16 protein-coding genes are annotated in these 17141 nt (G+C 65.3%); 11 read left to right on the plus strand and 5 right to left on the minus strand.

Features of this window, described 5'->3' with window-relative positions:
* The first annotated feature begins 174 nt into the window (after positions 1-174).
* Both BRAD3257_RS23555 and BRAD3257_RS23560 read left to right on the plus strand, forming a co-directional pair.
* Positions 175-657 (plus strand): (2Fe-2S)-binding protein, encoded by a 483-nt coding sequence (locus BRAD3257_RS23555; protein ID WP_122403811.1) that lies wholly within the window; start codon positions 175-177, stop codon positions 655-657.
* On the plus strand, positions 657-4181 hold the full coding sequence (locus BRAD3257_RS23560) for a molybdopterin cofactor-binding domain-containing protein (RefSeq protein WP_122403812.1): 3525 nt from the start codon (positions 657-659) through the stop codon (positions 4179-4181). The genes BRAD3257_RS23555 and BRAD3257_RS23560 overlap by 1 nt, the downstream gene beginning before the upstream one ends.
* A 228-nt stretch (positions 4182-4409) precedes the next feature.
* Here BRAD3257_RS23560 and BRAD3257_RS23565 read toward each other — a convergent pair whose 3' ends face one another.
* Entirely contained in the window at positions 4410-5378 is a 969-nt protein-coding gene (locus tag BRAD3257_RS23565) for a catechol 2,3-dioxygenase (protein ID WP_122403813.1), read from the minus strand.
* Between the two features lie 425 nt (positions 5379-5803).
* Here BRAD3257_RS23565 and BRAD3257_RS23570 point away from each other — a divergent pair, with 425 nt between their 5' ends.
* The 3 genes from BRAD3257_RS23570 (at position 5804) to BRAD3257_RS23580 (ending at position 8827) form a co-directional block, all read left to right on the plus strand.
* A complete protein-coding gene (locus BRAD3257_RS23570) occupies positions 5804-7543 on the plus strand; it encodes an ATP-binding protein (protein WP_162500326.1) in 1740 nt (579 codons plus the stop codon).
* A 188-nt stretch (positions 7544-7731) separates the two neighbouring features.
* Positions 7732-8313, plus strand: coding sequence for a peroxidase-related enzyme (locus tag BRAD3257_RS23575; RefSeq protein ID WP_122403815.1), 582 nt, complete (start codon positions 7732-7734; stop codon positions 8311-8313).
* A gap of 10 nt (positions 8314-8323) precedes the next feature.
* Complete coding sequence (locus tag BRAD3257_RS23580) at positions 8324-8827, plus strand: MgtC/SapB family protein (protein ID WP_122403816.1); 504 nt, start codon at positions 8324-8326, stop codon at positions 8825-8827.
* A gap of 140 nt (positions 8828-8967) precedes the next feature.
* Here BRAD3257_RS23580 and BRAD3257_RS23585 read toward each other — a convergent pair whose 3' ends face one another.
* Positions 8968-9591 (minus strand): ParB-like protein, encoded by a 624-nt coding sequence (locus BRAD3257_RS23585; protein ID WP_122403817.1) that lies wholly within the window; start codon positions 9589-9591, stop codon positions 8968-8970.
* A 333-nt stretch (positions 9592-9924) separates the two neighbouring features.
* On the opposite strand from BRAD3257_RS23585, the gene BRAD3257_RS23590 reads away from it, so the two are divergent.
* The 6 genes from BRAD3257_RS23590 to BRAD3257_RS23615 all read left to right on the plus strand — a co-directional run bounded on the left by BRAD3257_RS23590 (position 9925) and on the right by BRAD3257_RS23615 (position 14711).
* On the plus strand, positions 9925-10266 hold the full coding sequence (locus BRAD3257_RS23590) for a hypothetical protein (RefSeq protein WP_122403818.1): 342 nt from the start codon (positions 9925-9927) through the stop codon (positions 10264-10266).
* 234 nt (positions 10267-10500) lie between these two features.
* Entirely contained in the window at positions 10501-10788 is a 288-nt protein-coding gene (locus BRAD3257_RS23595; protein WP_063700473.1) for an acyl carrier protein, read from the plus strand.
* Between the two features lie 10 nt (positions 10789-10798).
* On the plus strand, positions 10799-11269 hold the full coding sequence (locus BRAD3257_RS23600) for a 3-hydroxyacyl-ACP dehydratase FabZ family protein (RefSeq protein WP_122403819.1): 471 nt from the start codon (positions 10799-10801) through the stop codon (positions 11267-11269).
* Entirely contained in the window at positions 11266-12471 is a 1206-nt protein-coding gene (locus BRAD3257_RS23605) for a beta-ketoacyl-ACP synthase (protein WP_122403820.1), read from the plus strand. The genes BRAD3257_RS23600 and BRAD3257_RS23605 overlap by 4 nt, the downstream gene beginning before the upstream one ends.
* Positions 12472-12492: 21 nt before the next feature.
* Positions 12493-13770 (plus strand): beta-ketoacyl-ACP synthase, encoded by a 1278-nt coding sequence (locus BRAD3257_RS23610; protein ID WP_122403821.1) that lies wholly within the window; start codon positions 12493-12495, stop codon positions 13768-13770.
* Positions 13771-13778: 8 nt separating this feature from the next.
* Entirely contained in the window at positions 13779-14711 is a 933-nt protein-coding gene (locus tag BRAD3257_RS23615) for a lipid A biosynthesis lauroyl acyltransferase (RefSeq protein WP_122403822.1), read from the plus strand.
* Between the two features lie 9 nt (positions 14712-14720).
* On the opposite strand, the gene BRAD3257_RS23620 is transcribed toward BRAD3257_RS23615, so the two are convergent.
* The 3 genes from BRAD3257_RS23620 to BRAD3257_RS23630 all read right to left on the minus strand — a co-directional run bounded on the left by BRAD3257_RS23620 (position 14721) and on the right by BRAD3257_RS23630 (position 17128).
* Positions 14721-15077 (minus strand): DUF5615 family PIN-like protein, encoded by a 357-nt coding sequence (locus tag BRAD3257_RS23620; RefSeq protein WP_122403823.1) that lies wholly within the window; start codon positions 15075-15077, stop codon positions 14721-14723.
* A 1-nt stretch (position 15078) separates the two neighbouring features.
* Positions 15079-15309, minus strand: coding sequence for a DUF433 domain-containing protein (locus tag BRAD3257_RS23625; protein WP_122403824.1), 231 nt, complete (start codon positions 15307-15309; stop codon positions 15079-15081).
* Between the two features lie 88 nt (positions 15310-15397).
* Positions 15398-17128, minus strand: a complete 1731-nt coding sequence (locus BRAD3257_RS23630; RefSeq protein WP_122403825.1) for a tetratricopeptide repeat protein — start codon at positions 17126-17128, stop codon at positions 15398-15400.
* Positions 17129-17141: the final 13 nt, after the last annotated feature.

A 17141-nucleotide genomic window follows, 5' to 3' on the forward strand; every position in this document is an offset into this window, starting at 1 on the left:
CTGTCAAGCGGCGGTGCAGCGCAAAAGATGCCGCTGCCGCATAAAACCTCATTTGCCTATCCGCCCTGTCCACAAAGAAGGCAATCGCGCTGCAGTGCGGCATGCACGGCTTGCACGTTTGTGTACAAACGGTATCGTCCAGGCATCGAATTTCATGCGGGCTTGGGAACGAGGATGACGCAGACACCGATCCGCCTCACTGTGAACGGCAGGATCCACGAGGTCACAACAGAGCGGGACACGCCGCTGCTCTATGTGCTGCGCAATGACCTCGCGCTCAACGGCCCCAAATATGGCTGCGGTCTCGGCGAATGCGGCACCTGCACTGTCCTGATCGACGGCGCGGCGGCGCGCTCCTGCGTGATTCCGATCGGCGGCTGCGCCGGCCGCGACGTCGTGACGCTCGAGGGCCTCGGCACCCGCGACAAGCCGGACGTCGTGCAGCAGGCCTTCATCGACGAGCAGGCCGCGCAATGCGGCTACTGCCTCAACGGCATGATCATGACCACCAAGGCGTTGCTCGCCATCAATCCGCGGCCGACCGAGCAGGAGGCGCTCGCGGCGTTACAATACAATCTCTGCCGCTGCGGCACCCATGTCGAAATCCTGCGCGCCGTGATGCGCGCATCGGGTCAGCTCGCCGAGGCCGCAGATTGATGGCCGCCCCTGTTTGGAATGGAGCTGAGCGGCCATCGGGTTCGCTCATCGTCGCCCGCACTGTGGACGAGATCACATCCGAGACCTTCGTCCGCATCACCGCAGACGGTTCGGTCACCGCCTATAACGGCCATGTCGATCTCGGCACCGGCATTCGCACCGCGCTCGGCCAGATCGTCGCCGAGGAGCTCGACGTCTCCTTCGCGCGCGTCGTGGTCGTGCTCGGCGACACGGCCGTGGTGCCGAACCAGGGCGCGACGATCGCCAGCGAGACCATCCAGATCACCGCGGTTCCCTTGCGGAAGGCCGCCGCACAAGCGCGACACTTCTTGATCGCGCGCGCGGCCGAGCGGCTGGAGCTGCCGGCCGCCGATCTCAGGATCGAGGACGGCCTCGTGCGCGGCCACGACAACCGCAGCGTCAGCTATGGCGAGCTGATCGGCGGCGAAACGATTCGTCTCGAGCTTGCCGAAGATGTCATGGTGAAGGCCGTTGGCGATTACGCCATCGTCGGCCGGTCCGTGCCGCGCGTCGATCTACCCGCGAAAGCCGCAGCCGAGCTGACCTTCGTGCACGACGTCCGGGTATCGGGCATGCTGCATGGTCGTGTGGTGCGGCCGCCCTATGCCGGCGTCGATGCCGGACCGTTCGTCGGCACCAGCCTCATCGCGGTGGATGAGTCCTCGGTGCGCGACATCCCCGGGCTCGTGGCGGTGGTACGCATCGGCGATTTCGTCGGCGTCGTCGCCGAGCGCGAGGAGAATGCGATCCGCGCGGCAGAGCAGCTCAAGGTCGCCTGGAAACCGACACCCACCCTGACCGACCTCGCCGATGTCGAGACCGCGCTGCGCGCCAATCCGTCGACGCCGCGCACGCTGATCGACAAGGGCGAGGTCGAAAAGGCGATGTCAGGCGCGGCCAAGCCGATGCGGCGCACTTACATCTGGCCGTATCAGATGCACGCCTCGATCGGCCCGTCCTGTGCGGTCGCTGATTATAGGGATGGCAATATCCGCGTGTGGTCGGGCACGCAGAACCCGCACGTGCTGCGCAGCGATCTGGCGCTGCTGATCGAGCGTCCCGAGAGCGAGATCGAGGTCATCCGCTTGGAGGCCGCCGGCTGCTACGGCCGCAACTGCGCCGACGATGTCACCGCCGACGCGCTGCTGCTGTCGCGCGCCGTCGGCCGTCCCGTCCGCGTACAATTGACGCGCGAGCAGGAGCACGCCTGGGAGCCCAAGGGCACCGCGCAGCTCATCGACGTCAATGGCGGGCTCGATGCCGAGGGCGGCATCGCCGCTTACGATCTCGCCACGCGCTATCCCTCGAACGCCGCACCGACGCTGGCGCTGATGCTGACCGGCCGCATCTCGCCCGATCCCGCCGTGCTCCAGATGGGCGACCGCACCGCGATCCCGCCTTACGATTACGACCACATGCGCGTCGTCGCCCACGACATGGCGCCGATCGTGCGCGCCTCCTGGTTCCGCGGCGTCTCGGCGTTGCCCAACACCTTCGCCCATGAATCGTATATCGACGAGGCTGCAACCGAAGCCGGCGTCGATCCCATCGAATACCGCCTGCGCTATCTGAAAGATCAGCGCGCCGTCGATCTCGTCAATGCCGTCGCCGAACGCGCCGGCTGGACGCCGCGGCCGGTGCGCGAGGAGAAGGACGGCGAGATCGTGCACGGCCGCGGCTTTGCCTATGCGCTCTACGTCCACAGCAAGTTTCCCGGTTATGGCGCGGCGTGGTCGGCCTGGGTCGCCGACGTCGCAGTGAACAAGACGACCGGCGAGGTCAGCGTGACACGCGTCGTGGCGGGACAGGATTCCGGGTTGATGATCAACCCCGATGGCGTGCGTCACCAGATCCACGGTAACGTCATCCAGTCCACCAGCCGCGCGCTGATGGAAGAGGTCTCGTTCGAGCGCGGCGCGGTGGCGGCGCGCGAATGGGGCGCCTATCCAATCATTCCATTCCCCGACGTGCCCAAGATCGACGTCCTGATGCTGCCGCGTCAGGACCAGCCGCCGCTCGGCGTCGGCGAATCCGCCTCGATGCCGAGCGCGGCAGCGATTGCCAATGCAATCTTCGATGCCACCGGCGTGCGCTTCCGCGAGCCGCCGTTCACGCCTGAGCGAATCCTGAAAGGCTTGCACGGCGATGCGCCGGCGACGCCACAGGCGCTGCCCACCTCCGCGGCGTCGCAGCCGGCTCGCATCTGGCAAAGTCCGTTCGCCAAACGCGCCGGCATCTTCGCGGCCGTTACAGCCGTCTGCACCGCCGCGATCGGCGTTGGCGCGGCGCTTATGCCGGGCCGCACCATTGCGCCGATCGCGCGGCCCGATGCGTCGGTCTATTCCGCGGCGACGATCGCGCGCGGCCAGCAGCTCGCCGCGCTCGGCAATTGTGCGGAGTGCCACACCAACATTGGCGGCGTGCTCAATGCCGGCGGTCGTGCGCTTCAGACGCCGTTCGGCACGATCTACGCGACCAATATCACGCCCGACGTCGAGACCGGCATCGGCGCCTGGTCCTACCCCGCCTTCGAGCGCGCGATGCGCGACGGCTTGCATCGCGACGGGCGCCAGCTCTATCCCGCCTTCCCCTATACGCATTTTTCCAAGACCAGCGACGCCGACCTCCAAGCGCTCTACGCTTACCTGATGGCGCAGCCTGCGGTGCGCGCGACAACACCCGCCAACACGCTCGCCTTCCCGTTTAATCTGCGCCCGCTGCTGGCGGGTTGGAACGCGCTGTTCCACCAGACGCGCGAGTTCAAGCCAGATCCCGCCAAGTCGGAAGCTTGGAATCGCGGCGCTTATCTCGTGGAGGGCCTCGGCCATTGCAGCGCCTGCCATTCGCCGCGCAACGCGCTCGGCGCCGAGCAGCGCGAGGCCTATCTCGCCGGCGGCTTCGCCGAGGGCTGGGAAGCGCCGGCGCTGACCTCGCTCTCGCACGCGCCGATCCCGTGGAGCGAGGATGAGCTCTACGCCTATTTGCGCACCGGCCATTCACGCTATCACGGCGTCGCCGCCGGCCCGATGGCACCGATCGTCAGGGATCTCAAGACCCTGCCCGATGAGGACATCCGCGCGATGGCGGTCTATCTCAATTCATTCAACGACAGTGCAGCCGAGACGCCGGATGCGCTTGCGGCACGGCTGGAAAGCGCAACGCAGGTCACCGTCGCCTCTTCAACCGGCGCGCGCCTCTATCAAGGCGCCTGCGCCGTGTGCCATGAGGTCGGCGGCCTGCCGCTGTTCGGCAGCCGGCCCTCGCTCGCGCTCAACAGCAATCTGCACAGCGCGACATCGGACAATCTCGTGCAGGTGATCCTGCACGGCATCGCCGAGCCAGCGTCGAGCGACCTCGGCTACATGCCGGCATTCAGGAACAGCTTGAGCGACGCACAGGTCGAGGAGCTCGTCACCTTCCTCCGCAGGCAGTTCGCGCCGGACAAGCCGGCATGGACCGGCGTGCGCGAGACGATCGCGCGCGTGCGAGCGTATCCGCACTAAGGCGATACGAAAAAAGCATGGCACGAGGCTCGCCTGCGGCCATCCTTCGAGACGCCCGCCTGCGGCGGGCCTTCAGGACGAGGTCGCGTTTTGCGGCGAGATATCAGACCCTCATGGTGAGGAGCCCGCCAAAGCGGGGCGTCTCGAACCATGCAGGCCGAGCTCGTTCGGCACGCCCAATGTGTGCGATAAAGGAACGGAAAGAGCGATGCTGTCGGCAAGATTGCTCTAACCGTGCTTCTTCACCTCCACCGGTGGCGTACCGTGGGTGTGGAACGACTCGATCGTCTTCAATCCCCAGGCCTGGCCCTTCTTGCGCTCCTCCTCGGTCCAGACGATCGGCTTCCAGTCCGGCGCGAGGATGAGCCGCGCGCCGGCATTGGCGACTTCGACGCGATTGCCGCCGGGCTCGTAGACATAGAGGAAGAAAGTCTGCTGGATCGCGTGCTTGTGCGGGCCGGTCTCGATATGCACGCCGTTCTCCAGGAAGATGTCGGCGGCGCGAAGAATCTCCTCGCGGCTGTCGAGCGCGTAGGTGACATGGTGGAAGCGGCCGGGCACGCCCGAATGGTCGAGCGAATAGGCGAAGTCGTAGCTTTTGTTCGACATCGTCAGCCACATCGCCGCCTCGCGGCCATCATTGAGCACGATCTGCTCGGTGAGACGGCATCCGAGATAGTTCTCGAAGAACTCGCGGTTGGCCTTGATGTCGACGGCAAGGCAGTTGAGATGGTCGAGCCGGCGGACATTGACGCCGCGCGCGGGAAAGCGCTGCGCCTGGTTCTTCAGCGCTGGCCTCAGCTCCGGCGGCGCCTGATACCATTCGGTCTCGTAATAGAGCTCCACGATGTGGCCATCGGGGTCGCGGCAGCGGAAGGTCGGCCCCTGCCCCATGTCGCCGTCGATCCAGCCGATATCGAAACCGGAGCCCTTCAGCGCGGCAACCCGACGTTCCAGCGCTTGCTGACTGCGCGCGCGCAGCGCCATGTGGCCCATGCCCGACGTCTTCGACCCCGTGAGCTTGAGCGAATAGCGCTCATAGTCGTCCCAGCCGCGCAGGTAGACCGACTCGCCCTTCTGTCCGCTCACGGTCATGCCCATCACGTTGACGAAGAATTTCAGGCTCTCGTCCGGCTTGGGCGTCAACAGCTCCATATGGCCGAGATGAGCGAGATCGAGGATCGGTTCGGGCTGCATGATTTCCTCCTGGGACCTGGCGCGATCTGCCGTACCGGACGGCGCGATTGGACGCAGGGCGCAACGTCGCCCACCCGCGCCGATGGCAGTGAACTCATTTGTACTAATGTACAAATGATTAGGTCTCGTCAACAAATCCCCGCGAGGCCCAGCTGCAAATGGCGGGCGGGCCCGGCCGGACCGGCGGGTGCTCCGAACCGCCTGCCCGAATGGTAAAATCTTCCTTTAAGGTTGGCCCTCGATCCGTTGACCTGGGAAAACAGCATTTTCCGTCAATTTCAGCCGCAAATGTGCATCAGGAACAAACCTATCGGCTGAATTGTCGCGGATTTGATGGAGCGAGCGCGCCCGGCGTTTAACCGTTTGTGCAGCGACGGCCGCGCATAGTCAGGGCAAATCCCTTGCTCTTGCCAGGTTCATCAATCGTGACATCCTTTGGACGCGTGATTTCGGTTCGCGGATCGCTCGCCCGGGTCGGGCTTCTGGCGGAAGGCCGGATGCCGATCTCGGAGGTGCGGGCGACCGTCGGCCGCTTCGTCAGCATTCGCTGCGCCAGCTCGGTCATCGTTGCCATGATCACAGAGGTCTCCTGCGAGAATCTGTCGAGCTCCGACAACTATATCGCCATCGCTTCGGTCGACCTGCTCGGCGAGATCCTCAATGCCGGCGACAAGCCGAAATTCCAGCGCGGCGTCACCAATTATCCGACCATCGGCGATGCCGTCGACCTGATCACGAGCCAGGAGCTGCGCACGATCTACGCACCGACCGGCTCGGACCAGATCAATGTCGGCTTCCTTCAGCAGGACCGCTCGGTCATCGCCTATGTCGACGTCGAGGAAATGCTGTCCAAGCATTTTGCGGTGCTGGGGTCGACCGGCGTCGGTAAATCGACCGGCGTCTCGCTCCTGCTCAACGAGATCCTGAAAGCGCGGCCGAACCTGCGCATCTTCCTGCTCGACGTGCACAACGAGTATGGCCGCTGCTTCGGCGACCGCGCGCTGGTGCTCAACCCGCGGAACCTGAAGCTGCCGTTCTGGCTGTTCAACTTCGAGGAAATCGTCGACGTGCTGTTCGGCGGCCGCGCCGGCGTGCCCGAGGAGCTCGACATCCTCGCCGAGGTGATCCCGCTCGCCAAGGGCGTCTACACCCAGTACCAGAACGCAGACCGCATCGGCCTCAAGCGCATCGATCCCAAGCAGGTCGGCTACACTGTCGACACGCCGGTCCCTTATCGCCTGGTCGACCTGCTATCGCTGATCGACGAGCGTATGGGCAAGCTCGAGAACCGTTCCTCGCGCATCATCTATCACAAGCTGATTTCGCGCATCGAGGCCGTGCGCAACGACCCGCGCTACGCCTTCATGTTCGACAACGCCAATGTCGGCGGCGACACCATGGCCGAGGTGATCAGCCATCTGTTCCGCCTGCCCGCCAACGGCAAGCCGATGACGGTGATGCAGCTCGCCGGCTTCCCGGCCGAAGTCATCGATTCCGTCGTCTCGGTTCTGTGCCGCATGGCCTTCGATTTCGGCCTGTGGAGCGATGGCGTCTCGCCGCTGCTGTTCGTCTGCGAAGAGGCGCACCGCTACGCCTCCGCCGACCGCAACATCGGCTTCGGGCCGACCCGCAAGGCGGTGTCGCGCATCGCCAAGGAGGGTCGCAAATACGGCGTCTATCTCGGCCTCATCACCCAGCGCCCCGCCGAGCTCGACGCCACCATCATCTCCCAGTGCAACACGCTGTTCACGATGCGTCTTGCCAACGACCGCGACCAGGCGCTGCTGCGCGCCGCGGTGTCGGATGCCGCCGCGAACCTCTTATCCTTCGTGCCCTCGCTCGGCACCCGCGAGGTGCTGGCGTTCGGCGAAGGCGTCGCTCTGCCGACGCGGCTGCGCTTCAAGGAGGTGCCGCCGCACCAATTGCCGCGCGGCGAGGCCACCATCTCCAGCGTGCCGTCGGTCACCTCCGGCCACGACATGCATTTCGTCGGCGCGGTGCTCGAACGCTGGCGCGGCGCCACCTCGCAGCGCGACGTGCCGAACGATCCCGTATTCTCGGCTCCGCCGGCGAAGACGCTCTCGAGCGTCGAGGCTCCGATGCTGCAACCCTCGATGGGCCTCGATCCGGACCGCTTCTCGCTGCTGAAGAAGCCGTTGCGATAAGGTAACTCTCTTTCGTCAACCTCGTCATTGCGAGCGCAGCGAAGCAAATCCAGCGTCCGTCCGCGGCAAGATTCTGGATTTGCTTCGCTGCGCTCGCAATGACGGACCAAGGGGCGACAGCGCTGGGCCAAGTTGAGCACGGGGCCCGCATCGACTATGGTTGCCGGCTCCAAGCCGGAATCCATGCCATGACAAAAACCGCCGCGCAACGCTTCCCCGCTCCCGCCCTCGACACGCTCCCCGGCGACATCCGCACGCGTCTTCTCGCCGTGCAGGAGAAGAGCGGCTTCGTGCCGAATGTGTTCCTGACGCTGGCCTATCGTCCCGACGAGTTCCGCGCCTTCTTCGCCTATCACGATGCGCTGATGGAGAAGGACGGCGGCCTGACCAAGGCCGAGCGCGAAATGATCGTGGTGGCGACTTCGGCGGCGAACCAGTGCCAGTATTGCGTGATCGCGCATGGTGCGATCCTGCGCATCCGCGCCAAGAATCCGCTCATCGCCGACCAGGTCGCGGTGAACTACCGCAAGGCCGACATCACGCCGCGGCAGAAGGCAATGCTCGACTTCGCGATGAAGGTCTCGGCTGACGCGCAGCGGATTTCCGAGGACGACTTCGCCGCGCTCGCGCCGCACGGCTTCAGCGACGACGACATCTGGGACATCGCCGCGATCTCCGCCTTCTTCGCGCTGTCGAACCGGCTGGCGAATTTCACCGGCATGCGCCCAAACGAGGAGTTCTATCTGATGGGACGGCTGCCGAAGACCTGACTGGCAAGACATGACCGAGCTCGATTGGCCCGAAATCCTGCTGCGCCTCGGCGCAGCGACGCTCGCCGGCAGTGCGATCGGTCTGAATCGCGATCTGCAGGGTAAGCCGATCGGCCTGAAGACGCTCGGCATTGTCGGGCTCTCCACCGCGGCCGTCGTGCTGCTCGCTGTCGAGTTCGCTGAGCCCGGCAGAATCAACGATGCGGCAAGCCGGGTGATCCAGGGTATCCTGACCGGGATCGGCTTTCTCGGGGCCGGCGTCATCGTCCACGAGAGCCGAGGTTTTCGCGTGAGCGGCCTGACCAGTGCGGCCTGCACCTTTCTCGCCGCCTGCCTCGGCATTGCCTGCGGCGCCGGACACTGGAAGATCGTCCTGGTCGCACTGGCGTTCGCCTTCGTGCTGCTCACAGTCGGCCGCCGCATCGAGCGCTGGCTGCACCGCGCTCTCGGTGGAAATGAGGATCCGCACCGGCCAGAGGCAAAGCCGCATACGCCCCCCCGGGGCAGCGGCTAAAATCGCAGCCGGCGGCCCCAAAGCGGCTTCAGCAGTTCGAGCGTCGTGAGCACCAGCGATCCCGCACCGAGCGTTAGCGCTTCGGCATCAACTCGAGCGTGATGTGATGCGCCGTGGTGGTACGGTACGGCGCCACTGCCCTAATCATCGTCTGCCGGACCGCACCAGCCGGGCAGATAGACCGCAGCCTTGCTTCTGGCCGCGGCCAGCGCCTTCTCGAGCGCCTTGTCGAAATTGGCTTCCACCGCCTTGCGCGAGACCTGCCGACGCAGGAAGTCGGCCCACAGGAATTCGGAGAACGGCGTGGTGTCCTTGGCGAAGCCGCCCATGCGGCGCAACTCGCCGGCAAGGCTGCGGAACGGATCGTCCTTGAGGTCGGCGACCGATTTCGGCAGGTCGCGGAATGACCGCCGCTCGCCCTTGGCGTCGTAAGGATAGACCCATCGCTTGTTGTCCATGACGCCCCAGAACGCTTCGCGCTCGACCATCCTGAGGTCGCCGACGATCGTCACCAGCACCTCCTTGACGCCTTCATCGTGCAGCGCGCGGCCGAGATGATGATGGTCGATCACGTAGTAGCGCAAGTCGGGGCCGTAGACGACGGGGATCATGTGCTTGCCGAGCAGGTCGGCCTGCTTCGTCTTGTTGCGCTCGCGCCAGCGCTTGCGCTTCTCCTTGACCTCGCGCATGCCGACCGTCATCTGTGTCGGCCGGAGCGACAGGATCGGGACAGGATGCACTCGCGGCTCGCGCGTATTGGTCATGATCGAAAGGTCCTCGCATGGTTGCAGCTGATGGTCCGGGTTCTCGCGACTATGCCATGGGCCCTCGCGGGACAAAATCCGTTCGGAAAGGACGCGGAGATCACAAGTCGACCGATAGAGCGAGGGTACGAACCACGTGGCCGTCGTTGGGCCTGTCGTTGCAGCGCAACCCGCCCGCCCCCAGCTCGACGGCCGGTTCCCCGATCGCTCCACGCCAGCCCTGCGCACAAATAGTGCAGACCAACAAATGCACGCGAGCATTGAGAAGATTTTCTGCAACGCGCTGCTCACGTGTGCTATCTAAATCGGTGCTTCGGAGTGATCCCCGCCCCCATGAACAATCAGCGGCCCATAAGCTCTGATGACGAGCACCGGGTGCTCCAGTTCAGGCCGCGCACCCCGCCTTTCAAGGCGGCCCAGCCCGGCAGCGGCACCGTGCAACCGCTGCGCGTCGCACCTGAACGGCTGGACCTGTCGCGCTACGAGCAGCCCCGCGCCGCGCCCGACAATTTCCGCCAACGCATGCTAGCCAACATCGCGGCGCTGGCCTTCACCATCGCGCTGACCGCGATCGGGATCTGGCTCGCCGTCAGCATCGCCGACCTGCGTCGGACCCAGGATTGCGTGCTGATGGGCCGCCGCGACTGCGTCAAGATCACGACGCCGCATATTTAGGACCGGCCCGGCGCCGGCGTCTCGCCGAATGGGTCCCCAGCCGGCATCCCCAACCCTGTCCCTCGCTATCCCATGGGCCCGCCCGGCTCCATTGAACTCAGGGCGGCGCTCCGATATACGGGCTTTCGACCCGGCCAGAGGGGGGTTTGAGGGCGTCATCAGGGGCGCGATGCCCGCCCACCGTGCCACTCTGGACAATCTGAAAAATACCCGCAATATATCAAAGGCTTAGTGATGTCTTCCACATTCGATCAGGTCGCCACGATCATCGCTGAAACCTGCGACATCCCGCGCGACACGATCACGCCGGATAGCCATGCCATCGATGACCTCGGCATCGACAGCCTCGATTTCCTTGATATCGCGTTCGCGATCGACAAGCAGTTCGGCATCAAGCTGCCGCTGGAAAAGTGGACTCAAGAGGTCAACGACGGCAAAGCGACCACCGAGCAGTATTTCGTGCTGAAGAATCTGTGCGCCCGCATCGACGAACTGGTTGCGGCCAAGGGCACGAGCGCCTAAGGGCGCGGTCATGCAACTCGAATACTTCCACATGATCGATCGCATCGTCGACCTCAAGGTCGACGAGAAGACGATCGTCGTCGAAGCGCAGGTTCCGCAGGAAAGCACCATCTTCGAGGGACACTTCCCGGGCTATCCCTTGATGCCCGGCGTGCTCCTGATCGAATCGATGGCGCAGGCCTCGGGCTGGCTTCAGCTCGGCGTGTTCAAGTTCGAACGCATGCCGATCCTGGCCGCCGTGAAGGAAGCCAAGGTCCGCGGCTCGGTCTTCCCCGGCGATCTCATGAGCATCGAGGCGAGCCTCACCCATGAAGGCTCCGGCTATGCCATGACCGAGGCCAAGATCAGGGTCGGCGGCAAGCTGCGCGCGAATTCGGCGCTCACTTTCACGCTGATCCCCTTCCCCAATGCGGACATGCGCTCCCACATGGACGCGATCGCCAAGCGCGTCGGATTTCCGCAACAGGCCGTATCGCCATGACTGACACTCCCGCTTCGAAGCCGGGCCAGACCGAGGTCTGGATCACCGGCATTGGGCTCGCCACCTCGCTCGGCGAGGGCCTGGACGCCAACTGGGCCGCGCTTCAGGAGAAGCGCATCAATGTCGACGAGAAGGGCTTTGCACCCTACGTGGTGCATCCGTTGATGCCAGTTGCCTTCGACAACCAGATCCCGAAGAAGGGCGACCAGCGCCAGATGGAAGCCTGGCAGCGAATCGGCACCTATGCCGCCGGTCTTGCGCTCGATTCTGCCGGCATCAAGGGCAACAAGGACATCCTGTCGAAGATCGACATGGTGATCGCCGCCGGCGGTGGCGAGCGCGATCTCAACGTCGACAGCGGCGTGCTGACGGCCGAGGCCAAGGGCGCCAACGCGCCCGGCTTCCTCAACGAGCGGCTGATGAGCGATCTCAGGCCGACGCTGTTCCTGGCCCAGCTTTCGAACCTGCTCGCCGGCAACATCGCCATCGTGCACGGCCTGGGGGGCACATCGCGTACCTTCATGGGCGAAGAGGTCGCCGGCGCCGATGCGGCCCGCATCGCGCTTGCGCGCATCGCCTCGGGCGAGAGCGACATCGCGCTGGTCGGCGGCTCGCACAATGGCGAGCGCAAGGACTTGCTCGTCCTCTATGAATTCGGCGACTTCAATCTGAAGGACAAGTTCGCACCGGTTTGGGCGCGCAAGGACCATCCCGGCTTTGCGCTCGGCTCGGCCGGCGCGTTCCTGGTGCTGGAATCGCGGGCGCATGCGGAAGCGCGCGGCGCCAAGCCGTTCGCCAAGCTCACGAGCGTCGTTGCCGACCTCGCCCGCCGCAAACAGCCCGGCGACATGGCCGCGACGCTGGAGAAGCTTTGGGGAAAGCTGCCCAAGCGCGAGGGTAAGAGCGCGATAATATCGGGAGCGACCGGCGCCGAGCCCGCGACCTCGGAAGAACGCGGTTTCCTGAAGAATCATGCCGACCTCCCGGTCCGCTCGACCGGCACGGTGTTCGGCCACGCCATGGAGACGCAATTCCCGCTCGGAATCGCGCTCGCTGCGCTGTCGATCTCGCGTGGTGCTCTATTCCCGCCGAACGATTCAACCGGGACCGAGATTGAAATGCAGGGCGCGCCTACCCAGATCGTGGTGGTGGGAGCCGGACACTGGCGCGGCGAAGGCATGGCGCTGGTCGAGGCGGTTTAGTTAGCTCAAGCGGGGATCGACATGACTGCACCACGCGACAAACTCGGGCGTCCCGTCGTCGTCGTCACCGGCATGGGCATCATGACCTCGCTCGGTGCCGGCAAGGCCGACAATTGGGCGAAGCTCGTCGCCGGCGAATCCGGCATCCGCACCATCACACGCTTTCCGATCGACGGGCTCAAGACCACGATGGCCGGCACGGTCGATTTCGTCAGCGTCGATCCGTTCTCCTCCACCGCCCTGTCCGAACGGATGGCCGAGCTGGTGACGCAGGAAGCGCTGGAGCAGGCCGGCATCGGCGCGAAGGCCGATTTCCCGGGTCCCCTTTTCCTTGCGGTTGCACCGGTCGAGGTCGAATGGCCGCAGCGTCGCGAACTCGGTCGCGCCGTCGGCCAGCTCGACATCACCTATGACGATTTGCTGCGCATTTCCGGCGGCGGCAAGTACAGCGCCTACCATCATCGCTTCATGTTCGGCTCGGTCGCAGCCCATCTCGCCGAGACGTTCGGCACCAAGGGCTCGCCGATCTCGCTGTCGACGGCCTGCGCCTCGGGCGCGACCTCGATCCAGCTCGGCGTCGAGGCGATCCGCCGCGGCGAGACGGACGCCGCGCTGTGCGTCGCGACCGACGGCACCGTCAACCCGGAAGCGCTGGTTCGCTTCTCGCTGCTCTCGGCGCTGTCGACCCAGAACGATCCGCCGCAGGCGGCTTCCCGCCCCTTCTCCAAGAACCGCGATGGCTTTGTGATGGCCGAAGGCGCCGGCGCCCTGGTGCTCGAGAGCTACGAGGCGGCGACTGCGCGCGGCGCAAAGATCCTCGGCGTGATCGCCGGCTGCGGTGAGCTCACCGATTCCTTCCATCGCACCCGCTCCTCGCCCGACGGCAAGCCGATCATCGGCTGCATGAACAAGACGCTGGCCGATGCGGGCATGACGCCGGACCAGATCGACCACATCAACGCGCACGGCACCTCGACGCCCGAAAACGACAAGATGGAGTTCAACACGACATCGGCCGTGTTCGGCGAGCTCGCGCAGAAGATTCCGGTCACCTCCAACAAGTCGATGGTCGGCCACACCATCTCGGCCGCCGGCGCGGTGGAGGCGATCTTCTCGCTGCTCACGCTCGAGCATCAGCGCATTCCGCCGACGATCAACTACGAGACCCCGGATCCCACGATCCTGTTCAACGTCGTCGGCAACAAGGCGCGCGATGCCCGCGTCACCGCGGTGATGTCGAACTCGTTCGGCTTCGGCGGCCAGAACGCCTCGTTGATCCTGACCCGCGAACCGGCCTGACCGGACGCATGGCGCTGCTGACTGCGAGCACGAAGGCCCGCGCGCGGGAGGCTGCCAAGTCGCTCGGCGGAAGTCTGATCGGCGCGGCGACCGTCGCGATGCTGCGCACCACGCGCTATTTCGATCCGGTCAAGACCTCGGATTTTTTCGCGCGCGCCGTGAAGCTGATCGGCCCGCGCCTGCGCGAGCACCGCATCGGCCGCGCCAATCTCACCGCCGCCTTTCCGGAGAAATCGCCGGAGGAGATCGAACAGATCCTGATGGGCGTCTGGGACAATCTCGGCCGCGTCGGCGCCGAGTTCGCCCATATCGATCATGTCTGGGACTACGACCGCGATGTCCCGGAGAAGAGTCGGATCGAAATTTCTCCGCGCAGCATCGAGCTGTTCGACCAGATCCGCGAAGACGGCAAGCCGGCGCTGATCTTCGCCGCGCATCTGGCCAATTGGGAATTGCCGGCGCTCGCCGCCGTCGCGCACGAACTGGATACCGCGATTCTCTATCGCCGCCCGAACATCGCTTCCGCCGACCGCATCATCCAGGAGATGCGCCAGGTCAACATGGGCACGCTGATCCCGGCCGGCCGCGATGCGCCGCTGCGGCTCGCGCAGGCGCTCAAGGACGGCAAGCACGTCGCGATGCTGATCGACCAGTATCTGACCGCAGGTGTCGAGGTCACCTTCTTCGGCCGCAAGACCCGCGCCAACCCGATGCTGGCGCGCCTCTTACGCCAGATCGAATGCCCGATCCACGGCGTGCGCATCATCCGCCTGCCCGGCGGCCGCTTCCGCGGCGAGCTGACCGAGGAGATCCCGCCGGTGCGCGACGCCGAGGGCAGGATCGACATCCAGGGCACGACCCAGGCGATCACGAGCGTCGTGGAAGGCTGGGTCCGCGAGCATCCCGAGCAGTGGCTGTGGCTGCATCGAAGGTGGCGGTAGACGCTGGTGCTATTTGCTCAGCGGCCGCATTCGGACTCGGCCGGGCTCGATCACAGAAAAATGGCCCACCCAATCGTCACGGGCCAAGATTAGGTCGGCGAGGACTTTGCCAATCCGCCCGGGTGCCGGCGGAGGGATGCGTAATAATACGATACCGCATGCGGCCGGTAGCGGTGACGCTTTGGCCAATTCCCCAAAGTCCTTATCGAAGGTGAGCAGGATCCGTTGTTCGTGCGAAGCCTGCGCCAATACTTCGCGATCGCTGCTACCAGGCGCCGAAGCTCTGATCCAGATGACGTCGTGACCTGATGCGCGAAGTGCATCGACCGCGGAGCCAGGAAAATTCTCGTCCGCGAGGAAACGCATCTCAAGCTGCGGTCGGGTGAACCCGTTCGGCGCTAAGGGAATCGCGCGCGTAAGCCAGACAGGCGAGAATGTCCTCGCGCGAAAGGCCTGGATAGTTGGCCAAAATGTCGGCTTCGCTCCAACCGTCTGCCATCAGTCCGATGATGAACTCGACCGCAATGCGGGTCCCACTAATCACGGGCTTCCCAGCAAGGACATCAGGTGCGAGCGAGATGCGAGAATGCTCAGTCATCAGTTGGGCTCAATCGCTGCGTTCGAGGCCCATACTAGCTCAAATTTCCATCATGCGCGATTGAGAAATTCGAGGCGCTCATACGCCCTCACTGCTCCGGCAGTCCCGCATCCACCTCGGCCTGCACGACACGCTCCCAGGCCTCGACACACACCGGGCTCGCGTTCTTCATCGGCGGCGAGACGCTTTGTCTGGTCGTGCCGGGCCGCAGCTTCAATCCCTCGGCGATCGCCGCCCTCGCCTCCTCGAGGCGGCCCGTTCTCTGGTAGGCGGCCCCAAGCAGGAAGTGCGAGCGGCCGGTCCCGGGCGTGATGGCGATCGAACGCTGTAGCCAGGGCAACGCCTCCTCGTAGCGCCCCATCAAGGCATAGGTCATGCCCGCGCCGAGCAGCCAGGTCCAGCGCGAGGCCTGCGGCGTGTCGTAACGATCGGCCTGCAGGAACGTCGCGAGCGCATCGTCGAAGCGGCCGAGATAGACCTGCCCGAGGCCGATCAGATAGAGCGCAGATCCGTTCCACGGATCGAAGCTCAAGGCCTTGGCGCAGGTGACGAGACTCTCGACAAAATGGTTGGTCGCGCTGAGGAAGCGGCAATAGGCCTCGAGCACCGCAATCGAATTCGGCTTCGACCGCAGCGCCTGCTCGAGCGTCGCGTTGGCCTTGGCCTCGACCGCGACCGCCTCCTCCGGGCTGAACCAGACCATCTGGATGCCGCGCATCTGCAGCGAAGCGAGCGCAACCGCGATGTCGAGATTGTCGGGGTAGTCGCTGAGCGCCTTCTGCAGCATGGCCTGTGCCGCGCCAAAACGCTCGCGCGTGGTCTGGTTGATCGATGCGAGCGCCTGCTCCACGGCCACCTTGTCGCCGCCGGCCGACGCTCCCGCGACCGGGGCGCGCGGCACGCGCGCCTCCAGAATTTCGTTGAGACGGCGCGCAAGCCCATGACCGACGCCTGCGACGAGGCGCGACTGCGCGAGCTGCGCATCCATCTCCTCCGCGGCGACCGACGCTGCGATGACCGACTGGACCTCGCCAGTCGCGGCCTTGATGATGCGCGCACGCAGCGTCCAGGACCGGTCGCGACGCTCCAGTTCGCCGCGCAGCTCGTAGTCGGATGATGCGGCGGGCGCGCCGGTGCCGTCGCCACCCTTGGCCGCCAGTCGCGGCGCAACCACGCTGATGTTCTGGATCCTGGCAAAACCATCGGTGAGGCGCGCGGTGACCTCGGCGGCCATTGCCGCGCCGCGCGCGTCCTTGCTGTCGTCAACGATCGGCATCACCGCGAGCCGCGGGGGCGTTCGCTTGAACAGAAGGTCCGGCTTCAGCGCGGGCGCAGCAACCGCGAGCCCCATGACGATCACACAAAGCCCGGCGACGGCGGCAACAGTGGCCTGCCGACTCAAGCCGAACCAGGCGCGCTGTGGCCTCACTGCGGCGACCTCGACCGGCGGCAGGGGCGCGACCTCACCGGTCGGGTCCGTCGCCGTCCGCTCGGCCTGCACCGGGCCGGGTTCGGGCCCCGCCAAGACTTCCGTCGCCAGCAAATAGCCGCCGCCGGAGGCGAGCTTGATCAGCTGCCGCCGCTCGTCGCCGAGCGCGGTACGAAGCTCCCTGATGCATTGAAACAGGCTGTCCTCGCCGACATGGACGTTCGGCCAGACCGCCTCCATCAGCTCCTGCTTGCTCAGCACGCGGCCGCCGCTGGCGGCAAAGAGCCGGAGCATCTCGAAAGTCTTGGGCCGGAGCTTGATCGGCGTGCCATCGGCCCCGCGCAGCTCCGCACGCTGCTGATCCAGCTCAAAGCCGGCGAAACGAAGCAAGTGATCCCCCAAC

Source organism: Bradyrhizobium vignae (genome assembly GCF_900324035.1).
Classification (GTDB): domain Bacteria; phylum Pseudomonadota; class Alphaproteobacteria; order Rhizobiales; family Xanthobacteraceae; genus Bradyrhizobium; species Bradyrhizobium vignae.